Origin of the sequence: Escherichia sp. XD33 (assembly GCF_019375075.1) — a bacterium.
Classification (GTDB): Bacteria; Pseudomonadota; Gammaproteobacteria; order Enterobacterales; family Enterobacteriaceae; genus Enterobacter; species Enterobacter flexneri_A.
Genome location: NZ_JAENDM010000037.1, coordinates 1 through 16,435, shown reverse-complemented (window position 1 = coordinate 16,435; position 16,435 = coordinate 1). Strand labels below are relative to the sequence as shown.

Here is a 16,435-nt window from a genome sequence, read left to right as displayed (position 1 = left end):
GAGATACTGATATGAGCAACATTACCATTTATCACAACCCGGCCTGCGGCACGTCGCGTAATACGCTGGAGATGATCCGCAACAGCGGCACAGAACCGACCATTATCCATTATCTGGAAACTCCGCCAACGCGCGATGAACTGGTCAAACTCATTGCCGATATGGGGATTTCCGTACGCGCGCTGCTGCGTAAAAACGTCGAACCGTATGAGGAGCTGGGCCTTGCGGAAGATAAATTTACTGACGATCGGTTAATCGACTTTATGCTTCAGCACCCGATTCTGATTAATCGCCCGATTGTGGTGACGCCGCTGGGAACTCGCCTGTGCCGCCCTTCAGAAGTGGTGCTGGAAATTCTGCCAGATGCGCAAAAAGGCGCATTCTCCAAGGAAGATGGCGAGAAAGTGGTTGATGAAGCGGGTAAGCGCCTGAAATAAAGCGGCGATATCCACTGCCGATAGTTGGTAAAGTGCGCTTTGTTTATGTCGGATGCGACGCTAACGCGTCTTATCCGACCTACAAAACCGTGCAAATTCAATATATGGCATGAAATATGTAGAGCGTAGCGCATCAGGCAATTTTGCTATTTACGCAGCACTCCTCGCGTAAGAATTCAATTATCGCTTCCAGCATTGCGTATTGCGAAACACACATCAGCGTCCGACTCTCACGGTTTTGTTTGACCAGTCCTACCGATACCAGTGCTGATATATGGTGGCTGAGTGTGGAGCCAGGTATCCCAAGCTGCTTTTGCAACTCACCGACCGGCAACCCTTGTTCCCCGGCTTTGACAAGATGTTTAAATATGAACAAACGGGTCGGGTGACCTAGCTCTTTCAGCGCTTTAGCGACTTCTTCCAACTGCATATGACACCCCTCTGTCTGGTTGATATTTCGATAATACCAGAAATATCTTGATCTGAATTTCATTTCGATTATTCTGGAAATATAGATTTATCCAATGAGGTTACGTATGAGTAGTTGGCTTGCGATGCTGCAAGATGCCGCAGAGATGTTTGTGTTTCTCGCCGTCGAGCTTTCGTTGCTGTTTATAGTGATTAGTGCCGGTGTCAGCCTGATAAGACAAAAGGTGCCAGACCATAAAATCCAGCAGATGATGGGGGCCAGAAAAGGGAGAGGCTATCTCCTGGCTGCTCTGTTGGGAGCCGTTACCCCGTTCTGTAGTTGCTCGACAATACCCATGTTACGTGGATTGTTGTCAGCGAAAGCCGGGTTTGGTCCGACTCTCACTTTTTTATTTGTTTCACCATTACTTAATCCCATTATCGTCGGACTAATGTGGATGACCTTTGGTTGGAAAGTCACCTTGTTGTACGCGATTATCGCAGCCGGCGTCTCCGTTCTTGCCAGTATTATCCTGGATTCTCTGGGGTTTGAACGTCATATCATTGCCAGTAAAAGCTCATCAGCAAATTGTTGTGCTCCAGCAAAAACTTCGCCGGGAACGACATATACGCCCATAAAAGTGAGTTGTTGTAGTCCAGCGGCTAAAGCCATTGAGAACCCCGTAGTTACCTGTTGCAGTACCAAAGCTGTAGTAAGTATTAATCCCATAAAACTAGCCACCAAAGATGCGTTGCAACAGTTTAAAGATGTACTGCCATATCTTTTGTTAGGAGTATTAATAGGATCTTTTATTTATGGCTTTATTCCCTCAGCGTGGATTGCCGCTCATGCAGGAGCAGATAATCCCTTCGCCATCCCATTAAGCGCCGTTGTCGGTATTCCGCTGTATATCCGGGCTGAGGCAGTTATCCCTCTGGCATCTGTTCTGATGACAAAAGGAATGGGTCTGGGAGCATTAATGGCATTAATCATCGGCAGTGCCGGCGCAAGCCTGACGGAAGTGATATTACTTAAATCAATGTTCAGAATGCCGATGATAGCTGCATTCCTGACGGTTATATTAGGTATGGCTATCTTGATGGGCTATTTGACTCAATTGCTATTTTAAATAGATGCCAGCAGTAAACTATAAGATGCATAGTTAGTGCCATATCCTTCTAAGTAGAAAATCATAGACAGGATAATCCTTAAAAATCACAAATGATTTAACTAATGCATTGAGAATGATGACGGCTCGGTCAACAAGTCATCAACAGACAATAACCACGTAATCATGCTTCTCTGACATTTTATCGGAGAAGCAATGACTCTTTGTCTCAGTACCCTCCTCCTTTTTAAAAGGCAGATTTCAGTCGCTAATACAACACATTTTTAAATACACTTTAACCTGGTTCATTATTACACATCTAAAACATCACAAAAATATTACTTCACACACTATCGGAGAACAAAATAACTTTTTAAAATGAGCGCTTTTTGATAGTTGTTAACGTTTTCCTTTACGATACTATCACTGCCTTTTTTTATACACAAATATTACCGGGTGGAAATGAAAGGGAATTTAAAGGTAATTATATCAGGAAGATATAACGCATTATATTTATTGTGTGTAGAAGAAAATCCATTCCTGTTCTAATTATCCAATTTAAAAACCTTAGCATAAAACAGATGATGAATAAGGAATGTTATGTCAATTGACTTTACCCCAGGTATAATAAATACATATCACGGCGATATTTATAACTGCACAACAAATACCGATAATGTTAAAACGCCAGACACACCGAAGTGGCCTTGTGATAATTGGGAAGAACAACAACCCATTAATTCCACATTCTCTGGAGAAGGATACAATCCTGAACAATTTGATTTAGCGCAACAACAACTCCAACAAATTAATGCATGCCACACGAACACCACATATACAAATGCAGACTACTCAAAAGTTGTGGTTCAACTTGTAAGTCTTATTAATAACATTGAAACGATAAGTTCGACACCACTTACGCAACAGACACAATCAATACTTAATCAGATTCATAACATTAGATACGAAAAGGATAAGGATTCTGTATGTCAAATCATTGTTGTCGTTAATCCAGAACCCAACAATCCAATCATAACTAAAATTCTCGTAGAAGAAGGAATACCCGAAATATTCAGTGTCCAAACCGTTTCTTCCGATAATAAAAATTTTGCTGGGCAACGAGCTGACTTACCAACTGATATAAGAGACATTCAAAGCTTGTACTTAAAAATGGCGAAGCTGTATATTGAGCACAGTGAAAATGAAAATAGGATGGAAGCCCTTGCTGGATGCGACTTTATTGATTTCAACATGACAGGGCAAGATATGTCCAGGCTAGTCCTAACCTTATCAAATTTTTATTTTGAAGATCTACTTAATATAAATTTCACTGACGCAAATTTATTTAACACTATTTTTTCACACAAGGAAAATCCCATCCCCAAACTACATAAATATGAACAGCATCTTGACAAACAAATCAATGGCTTGTTTTCTACATTGTTAACTATTAATGACAACTCTTTACGCGCGAAAGCGGAAATTGCTTCGAGAATAATTGATTTCTTAGAGGCAAAGGTAGTGAATCTTTCATTTGATGACATATTAAAATATAAGCAAGAGTTCAAAAAAATATGTTATAAACAACTTCAAGAGTTTACAACACCCTCTCTATACAATAAAATTCAAAAATGGGCAACAATGTCTAAAAATGAATTCATAGCATTTCATTACGAGACACTTCAACCCGAAAAGATTTCATACCCCTTTTATTTAAAGAGAGATCTGCCTAATGAAAAAGATATAAATTATGGGGTGGAAATAGAAATACCATCTGGCAACAGAATTCGCTTATCAAATCATTATCAGAATATAATGCCATAATATTGATTATTAGCACTTTATAATCATTGAATAAAAATAGATTTTATGTAATTTTAAAACAAAGGGTTATATTATTGGGCGATGGATACTCATACCACGCCCCAAAATAACGGAATTGAACTAAACAGAAGGGATATAAACATCAGACAGGTTTACGTTACTATCAGGCATATCACCTCAGAATCAGATGAAAACTATAAAGAAATATCTATTATGGTTTTAATATTTGTTGATAAGGATAGTAACATGAACATGACAAAAGGTGCACTCATCCTCAGCCTTTCATTTTTGCTTGCCGCATGTAGTTCAATTCCGCAAAATATCAAAGGCAATAACCAACCTGATATTCAAAAAAGTTTTGTTGCTGTTCATAACCAGCCGGGGTTATATGTTGGTCAACAAGCGCGCTTTGGTGGGAAGGTTATCAACGTTATCAATGGCAAAACGGATACGTTGTTAGAAATCGCTGTATTACCGTTGGATAGCTATGCGAAGCCTGATATTGAAGCCAACTATCAGGGCCGACTGCTCGCCAGACAAAGCGGCTTCCTTGATCCAGTGAACTATCGTAATCACTTTGTTACCATCCTCGGTACCATTCAGGGTGAACAACCAGGCTTTATCAATAAAGTCCCGTATAACTTCCTGGAAGTGAATATGCAGGGCATCCAGGTGTGGCATTTGAGAGAAGTGGTTAATACCACCTATAACCTGTGGGATTACGGCTATGGTGCATTCTGGCCGGAACCGGGCTGGGGTGCGCCTTACTACACCAATGCGGTGAGTCAGGTAACACCTGAGCTGGTCAAATAACACCACCGAAAGATGCAGATGCTTTCTCAGCATCTGCATCATGTATTACATAAAATTAATATACAGTAAGCTAACTATTATTATTATAAGCCCTGTCCTGTTAATTACCTTTGGCAAACTGATTATAAAGTTAATGTCCGCACCAGGAGTCGGTTATGTTTCTTATAATTACCAGGGATACGATGTTCTTCACCGCGATGAAAAACATTCTGAGTAAAGGTAATGTCGTTCATATACAGAACGAAGAAGAGATCGACGTAATGTTGCATCAGAATGCCTTCGTCATTATTGATACATTAATGAATAATGTATTTCATTCTAATTTTCTCACTCAAATTGAACGATTAAAACCTGTCCATGTCATTATTTTCTCCCCCTTTAATATTAAACGCTGCCTGGGGAAAGTGCCGGTGACCTTTGTTCCGCGGACTATCACTATCATTGATTTTGTCGCACTCATCAATGGCAGTTACTGCTCTGTGCCTGAAGCGGCTGTGTCACTTTCGCGCAAGCAACATCAGGTTCTGAGCTGCATTGCGAATCAAATGACAACGGAAGATATTCTGGAGAAACTGAAAATATCGCTAAAAACGTTCTACTGCCATAAACACAATATCATGATGATCCTCAATCTTAAGCGGATCAATGAGCTGGTACGCCATCAGCATATTGATTATCTGGTGTGAATTTCAGGCTTACGGTGAGTCTGGCTACGCTGCCACACAGATTAGCTAATTGAAACGCCTTTCACCCCTGCCATACCTTTTAATAATCGCAACAGGTCTTCTATCGACGTTGTGGCATGAAGCTGGATATCAATGGCGACCACTTCATGATCTTCATTTTCCTGCAACGAAACTAAATCAGTTTTTATTTTTTGCTGCTTAAACCAGTCGAGCATTGATACCGTATTACCGTTCACTAATGTCAGCTGTAAATGGTAATTTTTGTTCATCAGGCGGAAGGTTAATTGATGGAAGACTTCCAGCACCAACAAGGTCATCACTGAACCATAAATACCCAGTTCGTACATACCGCTGCCAATAACCATACCTATGGCGGCGGTCACCCAGATATCCGCTGCCGTCGTCAGACCTACAATATTTTGGTTACGAACGAGAATGTTACCTGCACCGATAAACCCGACGCCCGTCACCACCTGAGCAGCAATACGGCTGGGGTCGAGTCCGACGTGATCTAAAGACAGCACATCAGCAAAACCATATTTCGAAACAATCATAAACAGGGCGCTTCCCATGCCAATTAATACATGTGTGCGTAACCCTGCTCCTTTGCCGCGCATTTGCCTTTCCATGCCAATAGCGCCACAGGCAATTGCCGCGAGTATAAGACGTATAATAAATTCTGCTGTCATATAAAAATGCAAAAAGGAGCAGCAAGATGGCTCAACTTGCTACTCCTTTTTACTTGTACCTCATTAATTCGGCAAGTCATTAGATGCTTGATTTTTGAAGGTATACAAATTTTTCTGCGGGTTTTTCTTACAGTATTCGATCACTTTAGGAATTTGAGTGAGATCGGTTTCATTTAAAGTAACGGTATCGCCACCTTTATATACTGTTTCTTCATGCAGCATCCACCATGCAACCGGGGTCATTGCTTTTGGATTCAGATCAATAAATTCCTGGCAGGTCATATCTTTAGCGGATTCATTGGCTGCCAGCGCAGATTGTGCGTTCACCAGTGACAAAGCCGCTACAGCGCCCATAAAAATAAACGCTTTACGGAGAGATGAAATATTCATTTTGTAACCCATTCAATATAGAGATTATATATGAACAGGAGGAATAGCTGCTTTTAAAGAAGATATTCCGGCCTGTTCAATATGCAAGGAAGTACGATGTAACGCATTCCCGGAATTACATATCTTTCTTAATTTTGTCCCATTCGCCTTTAACTTTATCTTTAAAGTTGGCTTGTTTATCCTGAGTACAAGCCTGAACGATAGCTGGGGTTACGGTTGCAATACCCTGAACATCTAAAACCGCATCTTCTGGTTTATCTTTGTTGTTCAGCGCTTCAGCAAAACCAACTGCAGTTGGCTGGAAGGATTCGTCCACAGCCAGGAAATCTTCACAGGTCCAGGAGTTGACCGGTTTTTTGTTATCAGCTGCTTTTTGCGCATCCGCTGCATTGCTCACAACTGGCAGAAGAAGCAGACCACCAAGAATAACGCCTAATACTTTTTTCATCGTAATATCCTCAACTATAAAGTGAAAGAGCCGTCACGAATCAATTTCGACACTGAGGTTATAACCTGGTTTTCTGTATATGTCATGTTGATGGAAAATATCAAAATCAGATATTTTTATTTCAATACAATGAGTTACAGATGCATCAGATACTGCAATTAGGAAATTTTTATTAAATCGACTGCATTCTTAGACGCGTTTTTGGCATAGATTGATAGCAGGGGATTTTCTTCTTAATTTTATAGGGTGGTTCTATGTTATATATAGATAAGGCAACAATTTTGAAGTTTGATCTGGAGATGCTTAAAAAACATCGCAGAGCAATCCAGTTTATTGCCGTGCTGCTGTTTATCGTCGGGTTGCTGTGTATCAGTTTCCCGTTCGTCTCTGGCGATATTTTAAGCACAGTAGTGGGTGCATTATTAATCTGCTCGGGTATTGCGCTTATTGTCGGGTTATTCAGCAACCGCAGTCATAATTTCTGGCCGGTATTATCCGGTTTCCTCGTCGCAGTCGCCTATTTATTGATCGGCTATTTCTTCATCCGCGCACCGGAGCTGGGCATTTTTGCCATTGCGGCATTTATTGCCGGTTTGTTCTGTGTTGCAGGGGTTATTCGCCTGATGAGTTGGTATCGTCAGCGTTCAATGAAAGGCAGCTGGCTACAGCTCGTTATTGGTGTGCTGGATATCGTCATTGCCTGGATATTCCTTGGTGCAACGCCGATGGTGTCTGTAACGCTGGTTTCCACACTGGTGGGAATTGAACTGATATTTAGCGCCGCCAGCCTGTTCAGCTTCGCCAGTTTGTTCGTTAAGCAGCAATAATTACCCCGGTTGTCACCCGGATCATAGTCACTTTATGTGACTATGATCCGATTAATACTCTCTCCGCTACGCAGTGTTGTAGATCAATTGCGCACTATCATTGAAATAATAACCTGCTAGTGATTATTTCAACCTACTGAATTTCATCTAATTTTTTTCACTCCATGGCAAATTAGCCATTTCAAACATTATCATGGCTGATATTTTCCGTAGTCAGGTTTAATGTTTTAAAAGTGCTGTGGGAAAGTGAACAAAGAGTTCCGTAAGCGTTGATGCTATGGGCGGTTAAATAAGTAATCCGGGTTCATTTTTTTGCAACTGGCGTTGATTACATTGCATAAATATCCGTGTCTCCAGACGCTATATAAAAACCTGAAGACATGAATGCGTTATTTACTCAGGTAATTTCAATGCGTTAAAAGAAAGCTGGCAATCCAATTGCCAGCTTAAGTCGAAACAAGGAGACTCGATATTTAAATCGGATTACATTTTAACTTTAGTAATATTCTTCAGAGATCACAAACTGGTTATTGATAACTTATTCTTGGGCAGTAATCCGCAAACGTTAACTTTTTGTTTGCTATTTACAAGCTGATAACAACCAGGAATCTTACTTAGGATCAATATATGGAGTGCGTGATGGATAAATCTGAAGTATTGATTAGTGTTAATAGACGTATTAGTTCACGAAGGGTAAAGTTCTTATAGGCGTTTACTATATTGAACAACGATTCGGACAAGGATGTAAATAATGAAAAGGATGACATATTCGAAACGATAACGGCTAAGGAGCAAGTTATGATTTTTCTCATGACGAAAGATTCTTTTCTTTTACAGGGCTTTTGGCAGTTGAAAGATAATCACGAAATGATAAAAATCAATTCCCTGTCAGAGATCAAAAAAGTAGGCAATAAACCCTTCAAGGTTATCATTGATACCTATCACAATCATATCCTTGATGAAGAAGCGATTAAATTTCTGGAGAAATTAGATGCCGAGAGAATTATTGTTTTGGCACCTTATCACATCAGTAAACTAAAAGCTAAAGCGCCTATTTATTTTGTTAGCCGCAAAGAAAGTATCAAAAATCTTCTTGAGATTACTTATGGTAAACACTTGCCCCATAAGAATTCACAATTATGTTTTTCACATAATCAGTTCAAAATTATGCAACTGATTCTGAAAAATAAAAATGAAAGCAATATCACGTCGACGCTCAATATTTCGCAACAAACATTAAAGATTCAGAAATTCAACATTATGTACAAGCTGAAACTAAGACGTATGAGCGACATCGTCACCCTGGGTATCACATCTTATTTTTAGTCAGGACATAAGCAACTGAAATTGATGGCTGGCATGACGAGGGATGCAGATGCTGATTTCATTACCCCCGGTGATTACTAAAGGAGAGGCTAAAACGACTTTATTCCCCTGGTATGTGTATCCACCAGTAGAACCCTTCGTTGCCCGAATGCTGGCAGGAACTGTTGGCAGAACGGCAACATTTTTTTTGTCGTTGACCTCACCATGTCGATCACTGTGCCTGTATCCCACCTTACTGGCTGACAACCCCACTATGCCGCTGGTCTGTAAATCCCTCATATCTCTCCTCGCGCGCAATTTAAAGAACCGTTATTTCTCAAGAATTTTCAGGGACTAAAATGAACAGAAGAAGAAAGCTGTTAATACCGTTGTTATTCTGCGGCGCGATGCTCACCGCCTGCGATGACAAATCGGCGGAAAACGCCGCCGCCATGACGCCTGAGGTCGGTGTCGTCACACTCTCCCCCGGTTCGGTCAATGTGTTGAGCGAATTGCCCGGTAGAACCGTTCCTTATGAAGTTGCCGAGATACGTCCCCAGGTGGGCGGTATTATCATTAAACGCAACTTTATCGAAGGCGATAAAGTGAACCAGGGCGATTCGCTGTATCAGATTGATCCTGCACCTTTACAGGCCGAGCTAAACTCCGCCAAAGGCTCGCTGGCGAAAGCGCTCTCTACCGCCAGCAATGCCCGCATCACCTTTAACCGCCAGGCATCGTTGCTGAAGACCAACTACGTTAGCCGTCAGGATTACGACACCGCGCGCACCCAGTTGAATGAAGCAGAAGCCAATGTCACCGTCGCCAAAGCGGCTGTTGAACAGGCGACGATCAATCTGCAATACGCGAATGTCACCTCGCCGATTACGGGCGTCAGCGGGAAATCGTCGGTGACCGTCGGCGCACTCGTTACCGCTAATCAGGCAGATTCGCTGGTTACCGTACAACGTCTGGACCCGATTTATGTCGATCTCACGCAGTCGGTGCAAGATTTCTTACGCATGAAAGAAGAGGTCGCCAGTGGGCAAATCAAACAGGTTCAGGGCAGTACGCCAGTACAGCTCAATCTGGAAAATGGTAAACGCTACAGCCAGACCGGCACGCTGAAATTCTCCGACCCGACAGTGGATGAAACCACGGGCTCCGTGACGTTACGGGCGATTTTCCCCAACCCAAATGGTGACTTGCTGCCTGGCATGTACGTCACGGCATTAGTGGATGAAGGTAGCCGCCAGAATGTATTACTGGTGCCGCAGGAAGGCGTCACCCACAACGCCCAGGGTAAAGCAACGGCGCTCATTCTGGATAAAGACGATGTCGTGCAGCTACGCGAAATTGAAGCCAGCAAAGCCATCGGCGACCAGTGGGTCGTCACCTCTGGCTTGCAGGCTGGCGATCGGGTGATCGTTTCCGGTTTGCAACGCATTCGTCCGGGTATCAAAGCACGAGCAATTTCCTCCAGCCAGGAAAACGCCAGCACCGAATCGAAACAATAACGTTGCAGGCTTAAGGGGATTTTCATGGCTAACTATTTTATTGATCGCCCGGTTTTTGCCTGGGTACTTGCCATTATTATGATGCTTGCAGGTGGTCTGGCGATCATGAACTTACCGGTTGCGCAGTATCCGCAGATTGCGCCACCGACCATTACCGTCAGCGCTACCTATCCAGGTGCCGATGCGCAAACGGTAGAAGACTCGGTCACTCAGGTGATTGAGCAAAATATGAATGGGCTTGATGGCCTGATGTACATGTCTTCAACCAGTGATGCGGCGGGCAATGCCTCTATCACTCTGACCTTCGAGACTGGGACATCTCCTGATATCGCACAGGTTCAAGTGCAAAATAAACTGCAACTCGCTATGCCTTCATTACCTGAAGCAGTGCAGCAGCAGGGGATTAGCGTCGATAAGTCGAGCAGTAATATCCTGATGGTAGCGGCGTTTATTTCTGATAACGGCAGCCTCAACCAGTACGATATCGCGGACTATGTAGCGTCTAATATCAAAGACCCGCTAAGCCGTACCGCGGGCGTTGGTAGCGTACAACTCTTTGGTTCCGAGTATGCCATGCGTATCTGGCTGGACCCGCAAAAACTCAATAAATATAACCTGGTACCTTCCGATGTTATTTCCCAGATTAAGGTGCAAAACAACCAGATTTCCGGTGGTCAACTGGGTGGCATGCCACAGGCGGCAGACCAGCAGCTAAACGCCTCGATCATTGTGCAGACGCGTCTGCAAACGCCGGAAGAATTTGGCAAAATCCTGTTGAAAGTTCAGCAAGATGGTTCGCAAGTGCTGCTGCGTGATGTCGCTCGCGTCGAACTTGGGGCGGAAGATTATTCCACCGTGGCGCGCTATAACGGCAAACCTGCTGCCGGGATCGCCATCAAACTGGCTGCCGGAGCAAACGCCCTGGATACCTCGCGGGCAGTCAAAGAGGAACTGAACCGCTTATCAGCCTATTTCCCGGCAAGTCTGAAGACGGTTTATCCTTACGACACCACGCCGTTTATCGAAATTTCTATTCAGGAAGTTTTCAAAACACTGGTTGAGGCTATCATCCTAGTCTTCCTGGTCATGTATCTGTTTTTGCAGAATTTCCGTGCCACAATCATCCCGACGATTGCCGTACCGGTGGTTATTCTCGGGACGTTTGCGATCTTGTCGGCGGTCGGTTTCACCATCAACACGTTGACTATGTTCGGGATGGTGCTGGCGATAGGGTTACTGGTGGATGACGCCATCGTGGTGGTGGAGAACGTCGAGCGTGTCATTGCGGAAGATAAGCTACCGCCGAAGGAAGCGACGCATAAATCGATGGGGCAGATCCAACGTGCGCTGGTCGGTATTGCCGTTGTTCTTTCCGCAGTGTTTATGCCGATGGCCTTTATGAGCGGTGCAACCGGGGAGATCTACCGCCAGTTCTCCATCACGCTGATCTCCTCCATGCTGCTTTCAGTATTTGTGGCAATGAGCCTGACCCCTGCCCTGTGCGCCACCATTCTGAAAGCCGCGCCGGAAGGCGGTCACAAACCTAACGCCCTGTTCGCACGCTTCAACACGCTGTTTGAAAAATCAACTCAACACTATACCGATAGCACCCGCTCGCTGTTGCGTTGTACCGGTCGCTACATGGTGGTCTACCTGCTGATTTGCGCCGGGATGGCGGTGCTGTTCCTGCGCACGCCGACCTCTTTCTTACCAGAAGAGGATCAGGGGGTATTTATGACCACCGCGCAGTTACCTTCCGGTGCCACCATGGTTAACACCACGAAAGTGCTGCAACAGGTGACGGATTATTATCTGACTAAAGAGAAAGATAATGTCCAGTCGGTGTTTACCGTTGGCGGCTTTGGCTTCAGCGGTCAGGGGCAAAACAACGGCCTGGCGTTTATCAGTCTCAAGCCGTGGTCTGAACGTGTCGGTGAGGAAAACTCGGTTACCGCGATCATTCAGCGGGCAATGATTGCGTTAAGCAGTATCAATAAAGCCGTCGTCTTCCCGTTCAACTTACCCGCGGTGGCTGAACTGGGTACCGCGTCAGGTTTTGATATGGAACTGCTGGACAACGGTAACCTGGGGCACGAAAAACTAACCCAGGCGCGAAACGAGCTGTTATCACTGGCAGCGCAATCACCGAATCAGGTCACCGGGGTACGCCCGAACGGCCTGGAAGATACGCCGATGTTCAAAGTGAACGTCAACGCTGCGAAAGCTGAAGCGATGGGCGTGGCGCTGTCTGATATCAACCAGACAATTTCCACCGCCTTCGGCAGCAGCTACGTGAACGACTTCCTCAACCAGGGGCGGGTGAAAAAAGTGTATGTCCAGGCAGGCACGCCGTTCCGTATGTTGCCGGATAACATCAACCAATGGTATGTACGCAACGCCTCTGGCACGATGGCACCGCTTTCTGCCTACTCGTCTACCGAATGGACCTATGGTTCACCGCGACTGGAACGCTACAACGGCATCCCGTCAATGGAGATTTTAGGTGAAGCGGCGGCCGGGAAAAGTACCGGTGACGCCATGAAATTTATGGCAGACCTGGTCGCTAAACTTCCGGCAGGCGTCGGCTACTCATGGACCGGACTATCGTATCAGGAAGCGTTATCCTCAAATCAGGCTCCTGCGCTGTATGCGATTTCACTGGTCGTGGTGTTCCTCGCCCTCGCCGCACTCTATGAGAGCTGGTCAATTCCGTTCTCGGTGATGTTGGTTGTTCCGTTAGGCGTCGTTGGCGCATTACTGGCCACCGATCTGCGCGGCTTAAGTAATGACGTCTACTTCCAGGTTGGTTTGCTGACCACCATCGGGCTTTCCGCCAAAAACGCCATCCTGATTGTCGAATTTGCCGTTGAGATGATGCAGAAAGAAGGGAAAACGCCGATAGAGGCAATCATCGAAGCGGCGCGGATGCGTTTACGCCCAATCCTGATGACCTCTCTGGCCTTTATTCTCGGCGTGCTGCCGCTGGTTATCAGTCATGGTGCCGGTTCTGGCGCGCAAAACGCGGTAGGTACCGGCGTGATGGGCGGGATGTTTGCCGCAACAGTGCTGGCAATTTACTTCGTTCCGGTCTTTTTCGTTGTAGTGGAACATCTCTTTGCCCGCTTTAAAAAAGCGTAACGTGTAAATGAGAGTAAGGTTGAACGTGAAGGTTCAGTCTTACTCTTTCCTGCTAACCATTCACCACTCAACAACCAGCTAACCGTCAGGAATACCAGGCTTAGTACACAGCACTGAAAGTAGAAACCACTCCAGCCATTCGTCATCAATTTGAACAACACAATACTGACCCACATTCCCGTAATCGTATGAATTGTCAGCTTAATAATCCCAAACATGCCGAGTCTTTTCCTCCTGAAAATACCGATACCGCCTGGCAAACTGCGAAAGAGAACTAGCCGGTAGCCCGGCAGAAATCATCAGGGAAGAGTTTCACATGAAGCAGGTGTGAGATCCTGACCAATATTCAAATGCGAAATATGTCAGGAAAAGGTACCTGGCGAATGTTGCGCAAACTGATGTGGCGTTACACCATAATATTGTCGAAATGTGTTTATAAAGTACGATGTACTGCTATAGCCACATTTTTCCGCAATAGTATGCAGAGGAATTTGACGTAACTCGAGTAATCGTCTGGCCATCGACATCCTGGAGGCGAGTAATATTTTACTGAAACAGGTATTTTCATCCTGCAACTTTTTTTTGATTAGACTCTCGCTGGTATACATTCTTTCCGCGATATCGCGCAGATACCAACGTTTGGCGATATCAAAGCTAATAAGGCGTTCAACTTTTCCTGAAACAGTGCTGATGCTATTGAAAAGTAAGGGGATCAGTTCTTTCTTATGAGAAAACATCGATAAACAGGAAAGGTAGAGCATATTGCTCAGTATCGGTGAATTTACCCCGGATTCATTGAAGCTATCAAAAATCGCCGTCACCAGCGGCATGGGGGGTGACTGGTTAATTAACAAACGGTCTTTGCTGTGTAACCCTAAATTGCGTGGTAGCTGACGAATATTTTGTAAGTAATGGCAAACTGTCAGCTCATCGATATCCAGTCGTCGCGTATCCGGTGAACAAAACGCAAAATCGTCTGCCAAATTTTTCTCCAGCAGCAGAATACTCTCGTTATGCAGCGATATTTTTTGCTGTTCATGATAAATATCGAATGAACGACGAATGAGGATCACCGAGCAGACATGAGTCATGATTATCCCTTATATTTCATACTGCGATTATTTCAATTTCAGTATACTAATGAAATGATGCCAGACTGTTTCTTAGCGCAAAAACTGCCAGATTTGGTAGGACCAAAATTTATCCACAAAGTAGTTTTGCATAACAGTTAATTGATAATAAGTAAATGCAGCACGAATATATTTTCGCACAGCGTATAGCTTATGTTTATAAAAAAATGGCTGATCTTATTTCCAGTAAAAGTTATATTTAACTTACTGAGAGCACAAAGTTTCCCGTGCCAACAGGGAGTGTTATAACGGTTTATTAGTCTGGAGACGGCAGACTATCCTCTTCCCGGTCCCCTATGCCGGGTTTTTTTTATGTCTGAGTAAAACTCTATAATCTTATTCCTTCCGCAGAACGGTCAGTGCCGTAAAAATTCCCTTGCGCAACAATACTTGCCGCCGAGTCACGGTTCGACAATCTCTGCGCCGATCGCTCCTGATACTCTGTGGGCGTCATCCCATAATAATTTCGAAAGACGTAAATGAAATACGACACGCTGTGATATCCACAGGATACTGCAACTCGCTTAATTGAAAAACCATGTATAACAATAAGTTGCAAAGCACGTTGCATTCTACACTCAGTAAGCAACTGTGAATATGATGTCTCTTCTTCGCGCAATTTTTTCTTTAACAGACTTGGACTCATCAACAGCTCGCTGGCGATTCGGGCTAGTGTCCACTCATGGGCGATATTATTATTGATAACCGTACAAACTCGTGTTCGCATGTTCGGTTGTAAAACGTTCAGAAGCAGCGGTATAAAGTGCTCATCCTCAAGAAAAACAGATAACAACGCAAAGATTAATGCTCTTTTACGTAGCATTTCTGCATAGCGAAGATTCTTATTCTGCGATAGTTGCGCAACTTCCTGAAAAACAGGAATATCTCTACTACAGTGATGAACGAGTAATGAAGAAACTTTTTTATGTGCATGAAGATTTAATGCCTCCTCCTTGAGCATCGGGAGAAATAATGAAAGCGTGTCCCTTGACACGAATACAAAATTTTCAACACACTTATCTACTCGAATTTGGCTTGCATCCGCAAAAACCAGGTCACCGCCATTAAAATAGCGATATTCACCATTAACCATGGTGAGAATATATTTATGTCTTGCGTACGCAATTAGACAATTCCCATATAATGATTGCATAGTTGACTTAATATTACATAAACATATTACTGTTAATTAATGTAGCACGCCGCCCTCTTAAGTCAAATTGATTGATAAATAAATTTAAACGAAGCGGGAGAACAGGATGATAATGTGTGATGTTCTACGGGCAGGATGACTGGATTTATAATACAAAAACGTGTTTAAGAACGCAGGGAAATTAATAGTAAGCAAATAATCCCTTTTCGTGACATTAAAGGTAATCGCTACATTTAATAAACATTCATATAACATATATCTTATCAACACGATGAATAGACAGCCAATATATTATTGCGATTAATAAGCAACCGAATGCCCAGCTGTTTTTTTAAAGGCTGGGCATTCGGTTTTTACAACGTTATGTTATCAGGTGTGTTTAAAGCTGTTCTGCTGGGCAATACCCTGCAGTTTCGGGTGATCGCTGAGATATTTCAGGGAGGCTTTGTAGTCTTCCAGCAACAGTTCAGCAAAGTCCATTTCGAAGCCGCGACGACACATAATGCGCATCACCACGATGTCGGTGGCTTCACCGCCGAGAGTGAAGGCCGGAACCTGCCA

Annotated in this window: 16 protein-coding genes and 1 pseudogene; 9 read left to right on the top strand and 8 right to left on the bottom strand. The window is 43.9% G+C overall.

What is annotated here, in order from left to right; all coding sequences use genetic code 11:
- Positions 1 to 11 precede the first annotated feature (11 nt).
- Entirely contained in the window at positions 12 to 437 is a 426-nt protein-coding gene (gene arsC, locus K0778_RS18440; protein WP_000065769.1) for a glutaredoxin-dependent arsenate reductase, read from the top strand.
- A gap of 133 nt (positions 438 to 570) precedes the next feature.
- Here arsC and K0778_RS18435 read toward each other — a convergent pair whose 3' ends face one another.
- Positions 571 to 867: a helix-turn-helix transcriptional regulator gene (locus tag K0778_RS18435; protein WP_001175589.1), complete on the bottom strand. Its 297-nt coding sequence runs from the start codon at positions 865 to 867 to the stop codon at positions 571 to 573.
- Between the two features lie 106 nt (positions 868 to 973).
- Here K0778_RS18435 and K0778_RS18430 point away from each other — a divergent pair, with 106 nt between their 5' ends.
- From K0778_RS18430 to K0778_RS18415, 4 genes are all read left to right on the top strand, one after another.
- Positions 974 to 1,975: a permease gene (locus K0778_RS18430; protein ID WP_000100276.1), complete on the top strand. Its 1,002-nt coding sequence runs from the start codon at positions 974 to 976 to the stop codon at positions 1,973 to 1,975.
- Between the two features lie 579 nt (positions 1,976 to 2,554).
- Positions 2,555 to 3,778 (top strand): hypothetical protein, encoded by a 1,224-nt coding sequence (locus tag K0778_RS18425; protein WP_063084490.1) that lies wholly within the window; start codon positions 2,555 to 2,557, stop codon positions 3,776 to 3,778.
- Between the two features lie 246 nt (positions 3,779 to 4,024).
- The gene (gene slp, locus K0778_RS18420) at positions 4,025 to 4,591 is read left to right on the top strand and encodes an outer membrane lipoprotein Slp (protein ID WP_001057453.1); all 567 of its coding nucleotides are present in this window, start codon (positions 4,025 to 4,027) and stop codon (positions 4,589 to 4,591) included.
- A 155-nt stretch (positions 4,592 to 4,746) separates the two neighbouring features.
- On the top strand, positions 4,747 to 5,277 hold the full coding sequence (locus tag K0778_RS18415) for a LuxR C-terminal-related transcriptional regulator (RefSeq protein WP_000478619.1): 531 nt from the start codon (positions 4,747 to 4,749) through the stop codon (positions 5,275 to 5,277).
- A 41-nt stretch (positions 5,278 to 5,318) separates the two neighbouring features.
- On the opposite strand, the gene K0778_RS18410 is transcribed toward K0778_RS18415, so the two are convergent.
- From K0778_RS18410 to hdeA, 3 genes are all read right to left on the bottom strand, one after another.
- Positions 5,319 to 5,966, bottom strand: a complete 648-nt coding sequence (locus tag K0778_RS18410; protein ID WP_001296814.1) for an MgtC/SapB family protein — start codon at positions 5,964 to 5,966, stop codon at positions 5,319 to 5,321.
- A 63-nt stretch (positions 5,967 to 6,029) separates the two neighbouring features.
- Entirely contained in the window at positions 6,030 to 6,356 is a 327-nt protein-coding gene (hdeB, locus tag K0778_RS18405; RefSeq protein ID WP_001298717.1) for an acid-activated periplasmic chaperone HdeB, read from the bottom strand.
- A 115-nt stretch (positions 6,357 to 6,471) separates the two neighbouring features.
- A complete protein-coding gene (hdeA, locus tag K0778_RS18400) occupies positions 6,472 to 6,804 on the bottom strand; it encodes an acid-activated periplasmic chaperone HdeA (protein ID WP_000756550.1) in 333 nt (110 codons plus the stop codon).
- 254 nt (positions 6,805 to 7,058) lie between these two features.
- Here hdeA and hdeD point away from each other — a divergent pair, with 254 nt between their 5' ends.
- Positions 7,059 to 7,631: an acid-resistance protein HdeD gene (gene hdeD, locus K0778_RS18395; RefSeq protein ID WP_000965672.1), complete on the top strand. Its 573-nt coding sequence runs from the start codon at positions 7,059 to 7,061 to the stop codon at positions 7,629 to 7,631.
- Positions 7,632 to 8,429: 798 nt separating this feature from the next.
- Complete coding sequence (gene gadE, locus K0778_RS18390; protein ID WP_000576690.1) at positions 8,430 to 8,957, top strand: acid resistance transcriptional activator GadE; 528 nt, start codon at positions 8,430 to 8,432, stop codon at positions 8,955 to 8,957.
- Here the strand turns inward: gadE and K0778_RS18385 are convergent, their stop codons facing one another.
- Positions 8,958 to 9,236: a hypothetical protein gene (locus K0778_RS18385; RefSeq protein ID WP_001205329.1), complete on the bottom strand. Its 279-nt coding sequence runs from the start codon at positions 9,234 to 9,236 to the stop codon at positions 8,958 to 8,960.
- A gap of 107 nt (positions 9,237 to 9,343) precedes the next feature.
- Between K0778_RS18385 and mdtE the strand changes: the two genes are divergently transcribed.
- Both mdtE and mdtF read left to right on the top strand, forming a co-directional pair.
- Entirely contained in the window at positions 9,344 to 10,453 is a 1,110-nt protein-coding gene (gene mdtE / locus K0778_RS18380; RefSeq protein ID WP_001340474.1) for a multidrug transporter subunit MdtE, read from the top strand.
- Between the two features lie 24 nt (positions 10,454 to 10,477).
- Complete coding sequence (gene mdtF / locus K0778_RS18375; RefSeq protein ID WP_000024872.1) at positions 10,478 to 13,591, top strand: multidrug efflux pump RND permease MdtF; 3,114 nt, start codon at positions 10,478 to 10,480, stop codon at positions 13,589 to 13,591.
- A gap of 362 nt (positions 13,592 to 13,953) precedes the next feature.
- Here the strand turns inward: mdtF and gadW are convergent, their stop codons facing one another.
- The 3 genes and pseudogenes from gadW to K0778_RS18360 form a co-directional block, all read right to left on the bottom strand.
- The gene (gene gadW, locus K0778_RS18370; protein ID WP_000149999.1) at positions 13,954 to 14,682 is read right to left on the bottom strand and encodes an acid resistance transcriptional activator GadW; all 729 of its coding nucleotides are present in this window, start codon (positions 14,680 to 14,682) and stop codon (positions 13,954 to 13,956) included.
- 367 nt (positions 14,683 to 15,049) lie between these two features.
- Positions 15,050 to 15,874 (bottom strand): acid resistance transcriptional activator GadX, encoded by an 825-nt coding sequence (gadX, locus tag K0778_RS18365; protein WP_063084489.1) that lies wholly within the window; start codon positions 15,872 to 15,874, stop codon positions 15,050 to 15,052.
- Between the two features lie 369 nt (positions 15,875 to 16,243).
- A pseudogene (locus K0778_RS18360) lies at positions 16,244 to 16,435 on the bottom strand (glutamate decarboxylase); the annotation flags it as partial.

Bases quoted from the DNA above. Each gene is read 5' to 3' on its own strand.
- K0778_RS18415 (WP_000478619.1), top strand. From the start codon at position 4,747: ATGTTTCTTATAATTACCAGGGATACGATGTTCTTCACCGCGATGAAA.
- hdeA (WP_000756550.1), bottom strand. From the start codon at position 6,804: ATGAAAAAAGTATTAGGCGTTATTCTTGGTGGTCTGCTTCTTCTGCCA.
- hdeB (WP_001298717.1), bottom strand. From the start codon at position 6,356: ATGAATATTTCATCTCTCCGTAAAGCGTTTATTTTTATGGGCGCTGTA.
- slp (WP_001057453.1), top strand. From the start codon at position 4,025: ATGAACATGACAAAAGGTGCACTCATCCTCAGCCTTTCATTTTTGCTT.
- K0778_RS18410 (WP_001296814.1), bottom strand. From the start codon at position 5,966: ATGACAGCAGAATTTATTATACGTCTTATACTCGCGGCAATTGCCTGT.
- K0778_RS18385 (WP_001205329.1), bottom strand. From the start codon at position 9,236: ATGAGGGATTTACAGACCAGCGGCATAGTGGGGTTGTCAGCCAGTAAG.
- arsC (WP_000065769.1), top strand. From the start codon at position 12: ATGAGCAACATTACCATTTATCACAACCCGGCCTGCGGCACGTCGCGT.
- K0778_RS18430 (WP_000100276.1), top strand. From the start codon at position 974: ATGAGTAGTTGGCTTGCGATGCTGCAAGATGCCGCAGAGATGTTTGTG.
- K0778_RS18435 (WP_001175589.1), bottom strand. From the start codon at position 867: ATGCAGTTGGAAGAAGTCGCTAAAGCGCTGAAAGAGCTAGGTCACCCG.
- mdtE (WP_001340474.1), top strand. From the start codon at position 9,344: ATGCTCACCGCCTGCGATGACAAATCGGCGGAAAACGCCGCCGCCATG.
- gadE (WP_000576690.1), top strand. From the start codon at position 8,430: ATGATTTTTCTCATGACGAAAGATTCTTTTCTTTTACAGGGCTTTTGG.
- mdtF (WP_000024872.1), top strand. From the start codon at position 10,478: ATGGCTAACTATTTTATTGATCGCCCGGTTTTTGCCTGGGTACTTGCC.
- gadX (WP_063084489.1), bottom strand. From the start codon at position 15,874: ATGCAATCATTATATGGGAATTGTCTAATTGCGTACGCAAGACATAAA.
- gadW (WP_000149999.1), bottom strand. From the start codon at position 14,682: ATGACTCATGTCTGCTCGGTGATCCTCATTCGTCGTTCATTCGATATT.
- K0778_RS18425 (WP_063084490.1), top strand. From the start codon at position 2,555: ATGTCAATTGACTTTACCCCAGGTATAATAAATACATATCACGGCGAT.
- hdeD (WP_000965672.1), top strand. From the start codon at position 7,059: ATGTTATATATAGATAAGGCAACAATTTTGAAGTTTGATCTGGAGATG.